The sequence below is a fragment of the Sphingomonas yabuuchiae genome (genome assembly GCF_014199595.1).
Taxonomy (GTDB): Bacteria; Pseudomonadota; Alphaproteobacteria; order Sphingomonadales; family Sphingomonadaceae; genus Sphingomonas; species Sphingomonas yabuuchiae.
The window spans coordinates 121,227-135,249 of sequence record NZ_JACHNX010000002.1 but is presented as its reverse complement, the minus strand read 5'-3'; the positions used below and the strand labels follow the sequence as shown (position 1 = coordinate 135,249).

The window sequence follows — 14,023 nt, the reverse complement described above, 5'->3', positions numbered from 1 at the left end:
TGCAAACCCCTTTTTGCGCGGGACATCCTGCCCCGGCCAGCATCACGCTCGCTCGAGGAAGCGGCACCGGGCCGCCTTGCCTGCTGTCTCGCCATTTCAATCACGAAGGTGAGGATCACCTTCCATACCGGCTGGTATATTAATGCGCCGTACAGGCGTCAATAAATTTCATACCAACCGGTATTAAAAAATTCTGCTTAGCGCGAAGGCCATAGCGCCAATGCCGCGTCGACCATCGATTGCAGCTGCTCCGAAGAGACACCGCACCCGGCCTGGACGCCCATGCCCTGCAACACGGCGAAGATCAGATTGGCCAGTCCCGCCGGGTCGACACCGGCAGGCATATCCCCCTCATCCACCGCGCGCTGGAAACGTCCGACGATCGCCGCCTGGGACGAAGCCCGCCGCGCGACCACTTCCGCCTTGATCGACTCGGCTTCCGATCCGCAGGCGACCGAGTGGATCACGCCCAGGCAGCCCTTCGGCTCCCATTGGCTGGTCATGGCCTTCAGCGCACCGCGCAGCAGATGCTCGGCGACGCCACGTGCCGTGGGCTGATCCAGCGCTTCGCGAATATAGGCGAGCTTCTCCGCCTCGTAGAGGTCGAGCGCCTTGTGGAACAGCGCCTCCTTGTTGCCGAACGCGGCATAAAGGCTGGGCTTCGTGATGCCCATCGCCTCGGTCAGGTCGGCCATCGACGCGCCCTCATAGCCCTTGCTCCAGAATACTCGGAGCGCGGAGGCCAGGGCTTGGTCGGTGCAGAATTCACGCGGGCGGCCCTTACACACGGGCAGAGCATTTTCCATAACGTTCGGTATAGAATTTCGGAGGCGGTTTGGAAAGCCCTTCCCACACGAAAGGACAATGGTCCGCTTTCGGACCTATATTAAGTTTTTTGCAATGGCCTTCCGAACAAAGTGTCGCCGGGGGAATGGCGTATATGATGCTCGAAATCATGGGGTGCATTATCGGGCAGCGTGATCCCTGGTTGATGCTGCCCGCTCTGGGCGTGTGCCTGCTGGGACTGATTGCTTTGTTCCTGCTGCACGACCGGGCCGAGGAGTGCGTCGAGGTCCGCCGACGCAATTGGGTGGCGCTGGCCGCGATCACGGGCGGCGTCAGCATCTGGTGCACGCATTTCCTGTCGATGCTTGCCTATCGGGGTCCGTTGCCGCTGGGCTTCGATCTTCCCTGAACGCTGACGTCGATCGCGGCGCCCTGCCTAACCATCTGGATCGCGCTTGGCCATATCCGGCGAAGGCGTGACCTGGCCCGCTGTCTGGCCGTTGGCGCGCTGACCATGATCGGGATTGGTGCCATGCATCTGATCGGCATGGCCGCGCTGATCGTCCCGGCGCAGATCCGCTATGGCCCTTGGGGCTGGCGGCCGCATTTCTGGGTGCCAGGCTGCTACTGACGGGTGCATTTCATATCCATGTGCGGATGCCTGGACGGGGCCGTACCGCCTTGTCCGTCGGCGTCGCGGCACTGGGGATCGTCGTCCTGCATTTCGGCGCGATGACGGCCACGACTTTGGTGCCCGGAGGCGTGGTCATGAATCCAGGCCTTCACCCGGTACAGCCACTCAACCTGGCGCGCGTGGTGGGCTTGGTGACGGCGACCATTGTGGTTGCCCTTGTCGCGGCGGCACTGCTGGACCGACTTCTCACCGACCTGCGTGGCCTGACCCAGGCGACGCGCAAGGGGATCGCGTCGAGCGTCGCCACCGATGCCGCCGCGCGCTCGATCGTCCGGGCGATCGTCGGGCGGGGCAGAGCCTGAACCTGCCCGTCGCCGCCGAAGGGGTCGAGGCGGCTGAACAGCATCGCATGGTGCTGGAGGAAGGATGCCCCCAGGCCCAGGGTTATCTGTTCGGCCGCCCTGCCCAATCTCTGGTCGGAGTTCAACCCTTGGCCAGAGCGCTACGCTGACGCCCATAGGCGAAGTAGAAGGCCAGACCCGCCAGGTTCCAGATGATGAAGCGGACAATCGTCGCGCTCGGCAGGCTGAACAGCAGGTAGATGCAGCCCAGAATGGCGAGCGTACCGACCAGATAGGGCTGCGGGCAACGGAACAGCCGCTTGGCCTCCGGTGCCCGGCGCCGCAGGACCATCAGACAGGCCCCGACCGCGATAAAGGCGAGCAGCGTGCCCGCATTGGCCAGCTCGGCAATCTCGTCGAGGCGGAAGATGCCCGCGACGATGGCGATCGACACGCCCGTGACCAGCGTGATGCGGGTCGGCGCACCGCTGCGCTTGCTGACCACCGCCAGCGCCTGTGGCAACAGGCCGTCACGCGCCATGGTGAAGAAGATGCGGCTCTGGCCATACATCATCACCAGAATGACCGAGGGCAGCGCGATGACGGCGGCCAGCGCGATCAGGTGCGCCGCGGTAGGCTGGCCCAGCGAACGCAGGACGAGCGCCAGCGGCTCGGGCGAATTGGCGAGTTGCAGGAAGGGCAGCGCGCCCACCGCCGTCACCGCCACCGCCATATAGATCAGCGTGCAGACCAGCATCGACCCGACGATGCCGATGGTCAGGTCGCGGCCGGGGTTCTTGGCTTCCTCGGCCGATGTCGCCACCGCGTCGAAGCCGTAAAAGGCGAAGAACACGATCGCGGCGGCCGCCATCACGCCGCGCTTGGCACCGTCCACTTCGGTCGCGCCAAAGCCGTACGGCATGAAGGGATGGAGATTGGCGTTGTTGAACGCCGGAAGGGCAAAGGCGACGAACACGCCCAGCGCGACGAGCTTCACGACGACCAGGATGATGTTCAGCGTCGCGCTTTCCCGCGTACCCGCCACCAGCATGCCCATCACCGACAGCGCAACCAGCACGGCGGGCAGGTTGATGATACCACCGCCATGCGGGCCCGACAGCAGCTCGGGCGGCAGATGCACCCCCGCCGCCTGGATCCAGCCGACCAGATAACCCGACCAGCCGACTGCCACGGTCGAGCAGGCCAATGAATATTCGAGGATCAGGCTCCACCCGACGACCCATGCGAGGGTTTCACCGAGCGCGGTATAGCTGAAGGTATAGGCGCTGCCCGCCGCCGGGATCAGAGTGGCCAGCTCGGCATAGGCGAGCGCGGCACAGGCACAGACCGCGCCCGCAATGGCGAAGGCCAGGATGACGGCAGGTCCCGCCCGCTCCGCCCCGACGCCGGTCAGCGTGTAGATGCCGGTGCCGACGATCGCGCCGACCCCCAATGCGATCAGGTGCGGCCAGCTGAGCGTCTTGGCCAGCGCCTGCCCCTCCGCATGCTGGGTCACGCTGCCCAGCGATTTCCTCGGTCCGAACATCGTCGAAAAATCCCCCCGCCCCATGGGCTTGTCATTGTCACTCGACGGGCGCGAACCCGCCTTTCAGGTCCATCAGGGTGGACCGGATATGCGTATCAAGCAATGCTTTAACCCGGTCGGTGTCACGCGCAAGAAAGGCATCGAGCTGTTCGCGATGCTCCAGATGCGCCCGCGCGTCGCGTCCGGCGGGCTGCAGATGCGCGACGACATAGCGTTCGGCAAGCAGCGCGAGTTGACGGATCAGCTGGATGGTCAGGGGCTGCCGCGTCGGGCGGACCATGGCCATGTGAAAGCGACGATTGCAGATGGCGACCCGCGCCAGATCGCTGGCCGCCGCCTGGTCGAGCGCCTCGAATGCCGCGATCAGGGCGGCGCGGTCATCAGCATCGGCGACGAACGCAGCGCGCGCGGCGGCCGCCGGTTCCAGCTTGAGACGCAGGCCGTAAATATCCTCCGCCTGCGCGGCGGACAGTGCGCTGATCATATAGCCGCGATTGGCGACGCCGTGGAGCAGCCCCTCCTGCTCCAGCCGAGCCATCGCCTCGCGCAGCGGTATCTTGCTGACGCCCAGTTCGGCGGCCAGCGCATCCTGGCGGATCGTTCGATCGGCGGGGATGGCCCCCGCAATGATCCGTTCACGTATGATCGCGAAAATGCGATCCGCCAAGGTCTGCACGACGATGACGCCCTCGCCCCGATGACGCCCGTCATCCAGGGCGCCGTCCGGTAGCGAGAGCGCCGTCGCCATCAGGCGGCCTTGGCCTGGCCCAGGTCCGGGCGGGTCGCGGCGGCCTTTTCGACCATCGCGATCACCTCGGCGCGGCGCTCGCCTTCCAGGACATAACGCGGCGGCAGGACGCGCTCCGAACCACGGCCCATGACCTGCTCGGCCAGCTTGATCGACTGGACCAGGTCATGCTCGGCATCGAGGTGGAGGAGCGGCATGAACCAGCGATAGATTTCCATCGCCTTGGCATGATCGCCACGGTCGAACGCCGCGACCAGCTCGACCGACTCCTTGGGGAAGGCATTGGTCAGGCCCGAAACCCAGCCCTGTGCGCCCAGATACAGCCCTTCGAGCGCCACGTCGTCCAGACCGGCGAACAGGGTGTAGCGATCGCCGAACGCGTTGCGGAAATCGGTGAAGCGGCGCGTGTCGGGGGCCGATTCCTTGACCGCGACGATGTTCTTCACATCGACCAGCGCTTCGAGCACCGACTGGTCGATGACCGTGCGGTACGCGGGCGGGTTGTTGTACAGCATGATCGGCAAGCCGGTCTGGTCGGCCACGCCCTTGAAGTGGTTCACCAGCTCATGCGCCTTGGGCACATAGACCATCGGCGGCAGCAGCATCAGGCCATCGGCCCCGGCCTTTTCGGCCGCCTGCGCGTAACGCACCGCACGGCGCGTGTCATATTCCGAGCAGCCGGTGATCACGGGCACGCGGCCCGCCACCGCCTCGACGATCGCGGTCAGGACCGTGACCTTCTCGTCATAGTCGAGCGAGTTGTTCTCGCCGACCGTGCCGAGTGCAATCACGCCGGTCACGCCGTCATTGACCAGATCGTCGACGACGCGCTGCGTGTCGGCGAGATCGATCGACATATCCTCGCGGATCTGGGTCGTCACTGCGGGGAATACGCCGCGCCAGCCGATGCTCACTATTTGTTTTCCTGCCATTGTTTTAGATATCGTATACTGTTTAGCGCGTCACATCCGCGTGGTCAATCGTCATTCCTCATCGGGATATGGTCCCTTGCCCCCTTCGGCGATGAAGCGATCGGTCCGCTGGTCGATGACCGGCAGCGGAACATAGCCCAGTTGCAGCATCGCATCGTGCCAGGCGCGGATATTGAACTTCGGCCCCAGTGCCTTTTCGGCCTTGGCCCGTGCCCGCTGAAAGGCAAGCTGCCCCATATAATAGGACAGCGCCTGACCCGGCCATGCGATATAGCGATCGACCTCGGTCTCGATCTCGTGATTGGACAGGGCGGTGTTGTCACGCAGATAGGCCTGCGCCTTTTCGCGGCTCCAGCCCATGGCGTGGACGCCCGTGTCGACGACCAGCCGCGCGGCACGCCACGCCTGATAGGACAGCATCCCGAAGCGGTCGTAGGGATTCTTGTAGAACCCCATTTCCTCGCCCAGCGCCTCGCAATAGAGCGCCCAGCCTTCGCCATAGGCCGACAGATAATTGTCGCGGCGGAAGGCAGGCAAATTCTTGTTCTCGGCGGCCAGCGGCATCTGGAAGGCATGACCCGGCGCGCTTTCGTGCAGGGTCAGCGCGGGCAGCGCGTAGAGCGGGCGCGAGGGCAGGTCATAGGTGTTGACCAGATAGATGCCCGGCCCGCCACGCCCGGAGGTATAGAAGGGGGCCTGATCCGCAGGCACGGGTTTGATCGCAAAGCGGCTGCGCGGCAAATGGCCGATCCATTGGGCCGCGACCCCGTCAAAGCCCTTCGCGATCCAGGCGGCCTTGTCGAGAAGCTCCTGCGGCGTCTTCGCATAGAAGCGCGGGTCGGTGCGCAGGAAGGTCAGGAACGCAGGCAGGTCGCCCTGGAACTTCACCTCCTTCATCACCCCGTCCATCCGCGCGCGGATCCGCTGCATCTCGGACAGGCCGACCGCATGGACCTGTTCGGGCGTCATGTCGGCGGTCACATATTCGCGGATCTTGGACCGGTAATAGGCCTGCCCATCGGGCAGGTCATAGGCCGCCGTGCTGGCCTGGGCATGGGGGATATAGTCCTCGCGCAGGAAGGTCAGCAGCCGCCTATGCGCGGGCAGCACGTCATCCCGGATCGCCACCAAGGCGTCGGCCCGCAGCGCCGCGACGGTGGCGGGCGCCATGCTGGCGGGCATGGTCTTGAACGGCTCGTAAAAGGGCTGGGCATCGCCGGTTCCGGCATCGACCACCTGCGCGACGCCGATCTCGCGTCCCTTCAGCGTGACACGCGGCACGGTGAAGCCGCGCGCGAGACCGGCCCGCATGTTCGCGATCTGCTGGTCGTAGTAGCGCGGCATCTGGCGGAGCATCGCGATATAGTCGCGATACTGGCTTTCCCTGGTAAAGCTGCCCCGCGCCCAGCTGGCCAGATTGCCCCAGAAGCTGGTGTCCGAATTGAGCGGCTTTTCATATTCGCGGAACCGCTGCGCCGCGAGCAGCGCGTCGATCTGGCCACGATAGACCATATAGTCGGTGCGCACATCGGGAGAGAGCCTGGCCGGATCGATCGCATCCAGGGCCTTGGCGGTCGCTTCCCAACGCGCCAGCCGCGCGGCCTGGGCGGCGGGGCCGACATCGGGCAATTGCCGCGAGCCCGCGCTGCCGCTGTCGTCGTCGGCGGCACTCTGGCTGATCCGCCACTGATATTCGGCATCCGACAGCGCGCGGAACCGCGCGTCCGGCGTAGCGGCCTGCTTGCTTGCGACCTGGGGGCGGCCCTTGGCCTGTGCGGCACCCAGCGGCATCGCCGTCAGAGCGACCCCCGCCAGCAGCCATCCGATCCGGTTCGTCATGCTCATAACCCCCTTGCTCAACCCTTCAGCGCCGTCACGTCGCGGTGAAGATCGGCCGAAATCTCGACCCCCTCGACCAGCGACACCTGACGCGCGGTATAGCGGCGGGCGGAGGGCAGCCGTGCCCCCTGCCCCGTGATCGCGGCGAACATCGCCTCGGCCCGATCCTGATTTTCGGGAAGAAGGTCGCCCAGGAAGCCTTTGGGATCGATGGCAATAATCAACTCGCCACCCAGCGGAGAGCCGCCGCGCCCGCCATCCCATTCGATCGACTCGCGGCTGGTCATATCGCCGATCAGCGGCCCGGCGAGCAGTTCGACCATCGCCGCCAGCGCCGATCCCTTATGCCCGCCAAAAGTGCGCATCGCGCCCGACAGGATCGCGGCCGGGTCGGTGGTCGGCCTGCCATCGGCATCGACGCCCCAATCATCGGGCACGCTCTTGCCCGCCCGGCGATGGAGTTCGATCTCGCCGCGCGCGACCATGGAGGTGGCGAAGTCGAAGACGAAGGGCGGCCCGTCCGGGCGCGGCCAGCCGAAGGCGATGGGATTGGTGCCGAACACCGGCTCGGCCCCGCCCGAGGGCGCGACCCAGGCATGGCTGGGCGTGAAGGCCAGCGCGACCAGTCCCGCCTCGGCCAGTTCCTCGACCTCGGGCCAGAGCGCGGCGAAATGCACGACATTGTTGAGCGCCAGCGCGGCGATGCCGTTAGCCTTCGCCTTTTCGATCAGCGCGGGTTTGCCGGTCTGGAAGGCCAGTTGCGCAAAGCCGCCGCCGCCGTCGACGCGGACCAGCGCGCGGGCGGGATCGGACAGCACCGGCTCGGCATCGGGGACGACCACGCCCTTTTGAATGCTGGAGACCGCGACCAGCAGGCGGTAGATACCGTGCGAGGTGCATCCATCGCGCTCGCCCGCCACCATCGTCTCGGCCACCGCTTCGGCATGGGCAGGTGCCAGCCCCGCGCCCAGCAGCTTGGCCCGCGCCAGCGTGCGCAATTCGTCCAGGGTCATCCGCACGCCGCTCACGCCGTCGCCCCCGCCTTGGCCGCGAACAGCCGCATGCCGAAGATCGGTCCCGCCGTGCTGCGATCATGCGGCACGATCCGCACACGCACGCTCTTCTTGCCCGCCGTCAGCGCGGGCGGCAGCGGGTATTCGACGTCGAAGAACGCGCCCGGCTTGTCATTCTCCAGATGCTGGGTGGCGACCTTCACATTGTCGACCAGAATGTCGAAGTCCCGCGCCCGCTCCTCACCCCAATAGGTGCCTTGCAGGATCATCGGGCCGGGGCGCACCGCCATGGTGAACTCGAAATAGCCCCCGGATCGCGCGTCCCGCCCCTGCCGCCCGCGATAGGAAACGGGGTAGGAGATGTCGGAGGTCAGGCCATGGTCACGCTCCGGCTGCATCTCGCCCAGATGCATGACATCGACCGAGCGCGCGGCGATATCGCGTGCCCGGGCCTGATCGGCCAGGAACGCCGCCTCCTGCGTCTTCCACCCCGCTTCGGTGAAGCGCTTGAAATAGACGGCGCTGCGCCGGTCATATTGGCTGTAGAACGGGACGAAGCTCAGGTCCGCCGGACGGAAGACCCCTGCCGTCCTGTATCGCGCGGTCGCCGGATCGGCAGCGGTGAAGCCCGCCAGCGGGTTGACGCCGACCAGCACCGGGTCGGGTGAGTCCCACTTGTCCTCGCGCCCGCCCAGATCGGCCGCCATCACCATCGGTCCGCGCAGGACCGCCACGACGCTATCGTCGCCGGGCGTCGTCTCGACCCGCAGGTCGAGCGGCAGGCGGATCGAAACCGTGTCCCCGGTCTTCCACCGGCGATCGACCACGGCATAGCCTCGCTCGAAGCGCGGGGACACGGCCTGACCATTGACCTCGACCTGCGCCTGCCCGTTCGCCCAGCCCGGCACACGCAGCGCCAGCGGGAAGCGACCCGCCCGGTCGAGCCGCGTAAAGCTCAACGTCGCCTGCCCTTCCATCGGATAGGCGGTGTCGAGCGTCACGACCGCGCTGCGCTTCTCCCACCGCGCCTCGGCCGGGATGTAGAGATTGACGAGGAGGGTATCGCCGCCCTGCCAGAAGATGGACTCGCCATGCTTGGCATGCGCCTCCATCCCCGACCCGACGCAACACCAGAAGGCGTCATCCTTGTCGGTCGAGAACTCGCGCGCCACGCCGCTCATCAGCGGCGTCATATAGGTGAAGCCGCCATTTTGCGGATGCTGGGCGGCCATCGCGTGGTTCAGATGCGCACGTTCGTAATAGTCGAAATAGCGCCCGTCCGGCTGCCATCCATAGAGATGCCGGGTCAGCTTCATCATGTTATAGGTGTTGCAATGCTCGCACGTCTGGTCGGTGACGTGCCGCGCGATCGTATCGGGTTCGGAGAAATACTCACGGTCGGCATTGCCGCCGATGACATAGCTGTGATGGCCGGTGACGGTTTCCCAGAAGAAGCTGGCCCCCTTGGCGGGTTCGGGCTTGCCGGTGATCTCATGGATACGCGCCAGGCCGATCAGCTTGGGCACCTGCGTATTGGCGTGAAAATTGGCCAGCTTGTCCTCGCCCGCGACCAGCGGGTCGAGCACCTTGCGGTCATAGATACGCTCGGCCAGCGCCAGCCACTGACGGTCGCCGGTCCGCTGGTAAAGCTCGGCATAGCTTTCGTTCAGCCCGCCATATTCGCACCCCAGCACCGTCTGCATCTGCGCATCGTCGAGCGCGGCAAAGACGCGTGCGAAATAACCGCCCAGCTTGACTGCAACGTCCAGCGCCTGCGCATTGCCCCAACCGCCATGGATGTCGAGCAGACCCGCGAACAGCTTGTGCACGGTATAGAGCGGCGACCAGGAACCATTGAGGTCGAACCCGCCCGACTTGATCTTGCCCGCCATGATCTCGGGGAAGATTTCCTCGCCATCGACCACCTTGCCGTCGGCCCGCTTGCGCCCCAGCGCGCCGACATAGCCAGTGCCGCGCTTGGCCTGCGCCTCGGCCAGTTCGGCGACGATATAGTCGGCGCGGCGACGCATCTCGGTGTCGCCGGTCTGCTGCCAGGTCAGCACCAGCGCCGACATGTAGTGGCCCAGCGTATGGCCCGCGATCGTGTCGCTCTCCCAGCCGCCATAGATTTCGGCCTTCGGCTCCAGCCCGGCATAGGCGCGGAAATTGTGGAGCAGGCGATCGGGGCTCAGACGGTAAAGATAGCGGCGGTTGGTCTCGACCGCGGTCGCATAGACCGAGGGGCGCAACCGCACCGCCGACAGCGGCAAGGGCTCGGCCTTGGCCGGAAGAATCGACGGCGCAGCCCCCACCGCGCGGGTCGCCATTCCCATCAACGCGACGCCTGCCGCCCCCTGCATCCATTCGCGTCTGCTCGACCGCAGCATCTTGCTCTCCTGGTAATACTGTATACCAATATAGACAGAACGGGAGGGGGGTCAATTGCGATGGTCCCGCAGAGGAGCTTCCCGAGGTCAGGGATTTTATCGTCATGCGCCAACGCCTTATCCGCCTTTTGCCCGTCACGTTGGCCACGCTTTCGATCGCGGCGAGCGCGCATGACGCGGGCGGCGCTGCCCCCCGAAAGACAGCCAGTGCCTCGCAGAAGGCCGCGACTTCCCGTTTCCGGGTCGGTGCGTTCCACCTGATCCTCGACCCCGTCAGCCAGACCGCGCGTGGCCTTTCGCCGATCGCGACGCCCGATTTCGACTTCCTGCCCATCGGCCGCGCCAAGGAACGCGCGGGCAATGGCTATAATCATCTGGGCGACATCCATCTGCGCCTGCGCCAGGGCGGAGGTGCGTGGCGGGACTATTCGTCTTCGCGCGAACGTCGACCGGTGCGGGCGCTGCCCGTGCGCGGCGCGGTGCTGGCGGCGGCGGACATCGGCGGGTCGATGGGCACCGGCATGCCGCTGCGGATCGTGCGGGAATGGGTGAACGACAAGGGCACCCCTGCCCTGCGCTTCACGCTGACGAACACCTCTAACGCGCCGGTCGAGGTCGGCGGGCTCGGCCTGCCGATGGTGTTCGACAACATCATTTCCGACCGGACACTGGAACAGGCCCATGCCAAGGCCAGCTTCGCCGATCCCTATATCGGTCGCGATGCGGGCTATGTGCAGGTCACGCGGTTGAACGGCGCAGGCCCCGCCCTGCTCGTCCTCCCCGAACGCGCCACGCCGCTGGAGGCCTATGTCCCGATCCCGACGCTGCGCGAGACCAAGAGCCAGGCGGTAATCTCGGAGGCGAGCCCGCGCACACAGACCTCGGAAGGCTTTTACGACTGGACCATCGCCAGCGCCGCCTATGCCCAGACCGATTGGGCCAAGGCGGGTGCGCCCTGGAACGAGGCGACCAGCTTCACCCTGGCTCCAGGGCAGAGCCGCAAGATCGGCCTGCGCCTCGTCACCGCGCCCAGCATTCGCGCGATCGAACCGACGCTGACGGCGCAGAGGCGTCCCGTGGTGGTCGGCGTGCCCGGCTATGTCGTACCGACCGATCTGGAGGCGGCGCTGTTCGTGCGGTCTCCCTCCGCGATCACCGGCATGGCCAGCTATCCGGCGGGGGCGCTCGACATCACGAAGACACCCGGCAAGCCGGGCTGGACCCGACTGTCGGTGCGCGGGCGCCAATGGGGTCGGGCGCGCCTGACCCTCAGCTATGCTGATGGCACCGTCCAGACGGTCCAGTATTTCGTCACCAAGCCGCTTGAGCAGACCATGGCCGATATCGGCCGCTTCTCGACGACGAAACAATGGTTCGAAGGCAAGGGCGATCCGTTCGGCCGCTCCCCCGCCATCCTGACCTATGATCGCGAGGCGGATCGCATCGTCACCGCCGACCCGCGTGTCTGGATTTCGGGAATGAGCGACGAGGGCGGCGCGGGCAGCTGGGTCGCGGCGGTGATGAAGCAGCTCGACAATCCCGACGCGGCCGAAATCGCCCGGATTGAGGAGCTGGTCGACAAGACGATCGTCGGGCGGCTCCAGGTCGCGAGCGGACCCCAGGCCGGAGGCGTGAAGAAGAGCCTGTTCTATTACGACCCGGCCGCTTTCCCCGATCTCTACAAGCCGGAAACGGACTGGAAGAGCTGGACCTCATGGAAGAGGGATCAGGCCGACGACCTCGGCCGGGCGTACAATTATCCGCACGTCGCGGCGGGACATTGGGCGCTGTACCGGATCGCGCGCAACCATGCCGGGCTGACGCGGGTGCATGACTGGTCATGGTATCTCGACCATGCCTATCAGACGATCGTCGCGATGATGCGCGATGCGCCGCATTATGCCCAGTTCGGGCTGATGGAGGGCGACGTCTTCGTCGACATCCTGACCGACCTGAAGCGAGAGGGCTGGACCGACAAGGCGGCCGAGGTCGAACGCCTGATGAAGGGCCGTGCGGATCACTGGCGCACCCTGCAATATCCGTTCGGCAGCGAGATGGCCTGGGATTCGACCGGTCAGGCCGAGGTCTATGCCTGGATGCGCTATTTCGGTTACGGTCCGCAGGCCGATGTCACGCGCGAGGTCATCTTGGGCTATGACCCGTCGATCCCGCACTGGGGTTATAACGGCAATGCCCGGCGCTATTGGGACTTCCTGTACGGTGGCAAATATCCCCGGCTGGAGCGGCAGATCCATCATTACGGATCGACGCTGAACGCCATTCCGCTGTTCGATTCGTTCCGCCGCAATCCCGCCGACATGCATTTGCTGCGTGTTGCCTATGGCGGGTTGCTGGGCGGCATCACCAATATCGACCAGAATGGCGCATCCTCGGCCGCCTTCCACAGCTGGCCCGACCGGATGGAGTGGGACCCGTATAGCGGCGATTATGGCATGGGCTTTTTCGGCCATGCCTATGCCGCGGCCACTTATGTAGTGAACGATCCGACGCTCGGCTGGCTGTCCTATGGCGGCAACCTGTCGCAAAATGGCGGACAGGTGCATGTCGAGCCGCATGACGGTGCACGCGCGCGGGTTTTCGTCGCCCCCGCCGGGCTATGGCTGACGCTGGAAGCGGGGAAGTTCAAGGCCGTCGATTATGAGCTGGCGACCGGTTCGGTTCGCCTGACCCTCGATCCGGCGACCGGCGACACGCCCGCTGCGCGTCTGTTCGTCGAGACGACGACGCCCGGCGGCCGTACCTATCGCCCCGAGCGCGGAACGTTCGAGCGGGGCGGCTATACCGTTCCGCTATCGGGCGCGGCATCCGAACTGCTGCTGTCCGCTAGATAGGCGGCGAGCTGGCGGACCAGCGGCCCATCGGCGGGCGGCATGGGCCAGGCATGCATATCGGCGGGCTGGCACCAGGTCAGCCCATCCGCCTCCAGCGCGACCGGCGTGCCCGACCAGGCCCGGATGACGTAAAGCAGCAGGAGCAGATGGCGACCGGGCAATGGCTCGGTCGCAAAACCCGCCGGTTCCAACGCTTCGGCTGCGACCGTGATCGCCAGTTCCTCCTGCAACTCGCGCACCAGCGCTGCCTCGGGCGTCTCGCCGGGCTCCAGCTTGCCGCCCGGAAACTCCCATAGCCCCGCCAGCGCCTTGCCCGCCGGGCGCTGCTGCAACAGCACCCGGCCATCCTCATCGACCAACGCGGCCGCAACAACGGGAAACAAAACAGGCAAAGTTGGACTGTCGATCATTTCTTAACCTTGGGCACTTACATGGCGAGCGTCATGGGAGTGCGTGCGATCACAAAGATGCTGCAACGCCTGCTGCCCGATACGCGCGGTGCGTCGGCGGTGGAATATGGATTGATCGTGGCGGCCGTGATGCTGGTCATGATCGTCGGCCTGTCCCAATTCGGCATTAGCCTGGAAAATCTGGCCATTCGTATCGCCACCGAACTGGACCTCGCAAACCATTAATTTCTTTTCGGAAACGGCCGTCTTCAAACCTTTTTAACCAGTGGCCCGGTAAAGCGCCGGAAGCTGAACCGGCGCTCCGGCTCAGCCGGGTGATCGATCAAATCAGGACTGAACGGAGACCGGAATGAAGACGTTTCGCAAGATGCTGAAGAACAACAAGGGCGCGACGGCCATCGAATATGGCCTGATCGCAGCCCTGATCGCGGTTGCGGCTATCGGCGCGATGAAGACCGTCGGCACCTCGCTGAGCGGCACCTTCAACAATATCTCGACCAAGGTGGCAAACCCGTCGAACTAAAATCCGACTGAC

The 14,023-nt window shown here is 65.5% G+C and carries 14 protein-coding genes; 6 read left to right on the top strand and 8 right to left on the bottom strand.

Translation table 11 applies throughout. The annotated features are described in order from the left end of the window. Window positions 1-197 precede the first annotated feature (197 nt). Window positions 198-806, bottom strand: a complete 609-nt coding sequence (locus GGQ89_RS03795; protein WP_184104229.1) for a TetR/AcrR family transcriptional regulator — start codon at window positions 804-806, stop codon at window positions 198-200. A 134-nt stretch (window positions 807-940) separates the two neighbouring features. On the opposite strand from GGQ89_RS03795, the gene GGQ89_RS03790 reads away from it, so the two are divergent. The 3 genes from GGQ89_RS03790 (at window position 941) to GGQ89_RS19830 (ending at window position 1,782) form a co-directional block, all read left to right on the top strand. Beyond that, on the top strand, window positions 941-1,195 hold the full coding sequence (locus tag GGQ89_RS03790) for an MHYT domain-containing protein (RefSeq protein ID WP_184104227.1): 255 nt from the start codon (window positions 941-943) through the stop codon (window positions 1,193-1,195). Window positions 1,196-1,300: 105 nt separating this feature from the next. Further along, window positions 1,301-1,417 (top strand): MHYT domain-containing protein, encoded by a 117-nt coding sequence (locus GGQ89_RS03785; RefSeq protein WP_184104225.1) that lies wholly within the window; start codon window positions 1,301-1,303, stop codon window positions 1,415-1,417. 26 nt (window positions 1,418-1,443) lie between these two features. Then, window positions 1,444-1,782, top strand: coding sequence for an MHYT domain-containing protein (locus tag GGQ89_RS19830; RefSeq protein WP_221238841.1), 339 nt, complete (start codon window positions 1,444-1,446; stop codon window positions 1,780-1,782). A gap of 121 nt (window positions 1,783-1,903) precedes the next feature. Here GGQ89_RS19830 and GGQ89_RS03775 read toward each other — a convergent pair whose 3' ends face one another. Genes GGQ89_RS03775 through GGQ89_RS03750 form a run of 6 tightly spaced genes read right to left on the bottom strand, consistent with a single transcriptional unit; the run spans window position 1,904 to window position 10,226 of the window. After that, window positions 1,904-3,307, bottom strand: coding sequence for an amino acid permease (locus tag GGQ89_RS03775; RefSeq protein ID WP_184104221.1), 1,404 nt, complete (start codon window positions 3,305-3,307; stop codon window positions 1,904-1,906). Window positions 3,308-3,344: 37 nt separating this feature from the next. Further along, a complete protein-coding gene (locus GGQ89_RS03770; RefSeq protein ID WP_184104219.1) occupies window positions 3,345-4,055 on the bottom strand; it encodes a GntR family transcriptional regulator in 711 nt (236 codons plus the stop codon). Continuing rightward, complete coding sequence (locus tag GGQ89_RS03765) at window positions 4,055-4,987, bottom strand: dihydrodipicolinate synthase family protein (protein ID WP_201780610.1); 933 nt, start codon at window positions 4,985-4,987, stop codon at window positions 4,055-4,057. The genes GGQ89_RS03770 and GGQ89_RS03765 overlap by 1 nt, the downstream gene beginning before the upstream one ends. Window positions 4,988-5,038: 51 nt before the next feature. After that, window positions 5,039-6,832: a DUF885 domain-containing protein gene (locus GGQ89_RS03760; RefSeq protein ID WP_184104217.1), complete on the bottom strand. Its 1,794-nt coding sequence runs from the start codon at window positions 6,830-6,832 to the stop codon at window positions 5,039-5,041. A gap of 11 nt (window positions 6,833-6,843) precedes the next feature. Next, a complete protein-coding gene (locus GGQ89_RS03755; protein WP_184104699.1) occupies window positions 6,844-7,839 on the bottom strand; it encodes an Ldh family oxidoreductase in 996 nt (331 codons plus the stop codon). Between the two features lie 11 nt (window positions 7,840-7,850). Next, window positions 7,851-10,226 (bottom strand): glycoside hydrolase family 127 protein, encoded by a 2,376-nt coding sequence (locus GGQ89_RS03750; RefSeq protein ID WP_240456487.1) that lies wholly within the window; start codon window positions 10,224-10,226, stop codon window positions 7,851-7,853. A gap of 104 nt (window positions 10,227-10,330) precedes the next feature. On the opposite strand from GGQ89_RS03750, the gene GGQ89_RS03745 reads away from it, so the two are divergent. After that, window positions 10,331-13,078: a DUF5695 domain-containing protein gene (locus GGQ89_RS03745; protein ID WP_184104215.1), complete on the top strand. Its 2,748-nt coding sequence runs from the start codon at window positions 10,331-10,333 to the stop codon at window positions 13,076-13,078. Here GGQ89_RS03745 and GGQ89_RS03740 read toward each other — a convergent pair. Further along, window positions 13,024-13,488, bottom strand: a complete 465-nt coding sequence (locus GGQ89_RS03740) for a (deoxy)nucleoside triphosphate pyrophosphohydrolase (RefSeq protein WP_184104213.1) — start codon at window positions 13,486-13,488, stop codon at window positions 13,024-13,026. The two genes, GGQ89_RS03745 and GGQ89_RS03740, sit on opposite strands and share 55 nt — an antisense overlap. A gap of 57 nt (window positions 13,489-13,545) precedes the next feature. Between GGQ89_RS03740 and GGQ89_RS03735 the strand changes: the two genes are divergently transcribed. Together GGQ89_RS03735 and GGQ89_RS03730 are read left to right on the top strand one after the other, a co-directional pair. Then, entirely contained in the window at window positions 13,546-13,713 is a 168-nt protein-coding gene (locus GGQ89_RS03735) for a Flp family type IVb pilin (RefSeq protein ID WP_240456486.1), read from the top strand. A gap of 124 nt (window positions 13,714-13,837) precedes the next feature. After that, on the top strand, window positions 13,838-14,011 hold the full coding sequence (locus GGQ89_RS03730) for a Flp family type IVb pilin (RefSeq protein WP_058744148.1): 174 nt from the start codon (window positions 13,838-13,840) through the stop codon (window positions 14,009-14,011). Window positions 14,012-14,023: the final 12 nt, after the last annotated feature.

Bases quoted from the DNA above. Each gene is read 5' to 3' on its own strand.
- GGQ89_RS03730 (WP_058744148.1), top strand. From the start codon at position 13,838: ATGAAGACGTTTCGCAAGATGCTGAAGAACAACAAGGGCGCGACGGCC.
- GGQ89_RS03740 (WP_184104213.1), bottom strand. From the start codon at position 13,488: ATGATCGACAGTCCAACTTTGCCTGTTTTGTTTCCCGTTGTTGCGGCC.
- GGQ89_RS03785 (WP_184104225.1), top strand. From the start codon at position 1,301: ATGATCGGGATTGGTGCCATGCATCTGATCGGCATGGCCGCGCTGATC.
- GGQ89_RS03765 (WP_201780610.1), bottom strand. From the start codon at position 4,987: ATGGCAGGAAAACAAATAGTGAGCATCGGCTGGCGCGGCGTATTCCCC.
- GGQ89_RS03795 (WP_184104229.1), bottom strand. From the start codon at position 806: ATGGAAAATGCTCTGCCCGTGTGTAAGGGCCGCCCGCGTGAATTCTGC.
- GGQ89_RS03790 (WP_184104227.1), top strand. From the start codon at position 941: ATGATGCTCGAAATCATGGGGTGCATTATCGGGCAGCGTGATCCCTGG.
- GGQ89_RS03755 (WP_184104699.1), bottom strand. From the start codon at position 7,839: ATGACCCTGGACGAATTGCGCACGCTGGCGCGGGCCAAGCTGCTGGGC.
- GGQ89_RS03735 (WP_240456486.1), top strand. From the start codon at position 13,546: ATGCTGCAACGCCTGCTGCCCGATACGCGCGGTGCGTCGGCGGTGGAA.
- GGQ89_RS03760 (WP_184104217.1), bottom strand. From the start codon at position 6,832: ATGAGCATGACGAACCGGATCGGATGGCTGCTGGCGGGGGTCGCTCTG.
- GGQ89_RS03745 (WP_184104215.1), top strand. From the start codon at position 10,331: ATGCGCCAACGCCTTATCCGCCTTTTGCCCGTCACGTTGGCCACGCTT.
- GGQ89_RS19830 (WP_221238841.1), top strand. From the start codon at position 1,444: ATGCCTGGACGGGGCCGTACCGCCTTGTCCGTCGGCGTCGCGGCACTG.
- GGQ89_RS03770 (WP_184104219.1), bottom strand. From the start codon at position 4,055: ATGGCGACGGCGCTCTCGCTACCGGACGGCGCCCTGGATGACGGGCGT.
- GGQ89_RS03775 (WP_184104221.1), bottom strand. From the start codon at position 3,307: ATGTTCGGACCGAGGAAATCGCTGGGCAGCGTGACCCAGCATGCGGAG.
- GGQ89_RS03750 (WP_240456487.1), bottom strand. From the start codon at position 10,226: ATGCTGCGGTCGAGCAGACGCGAATGGATGCAGGGGGCGGCAGGCGTC.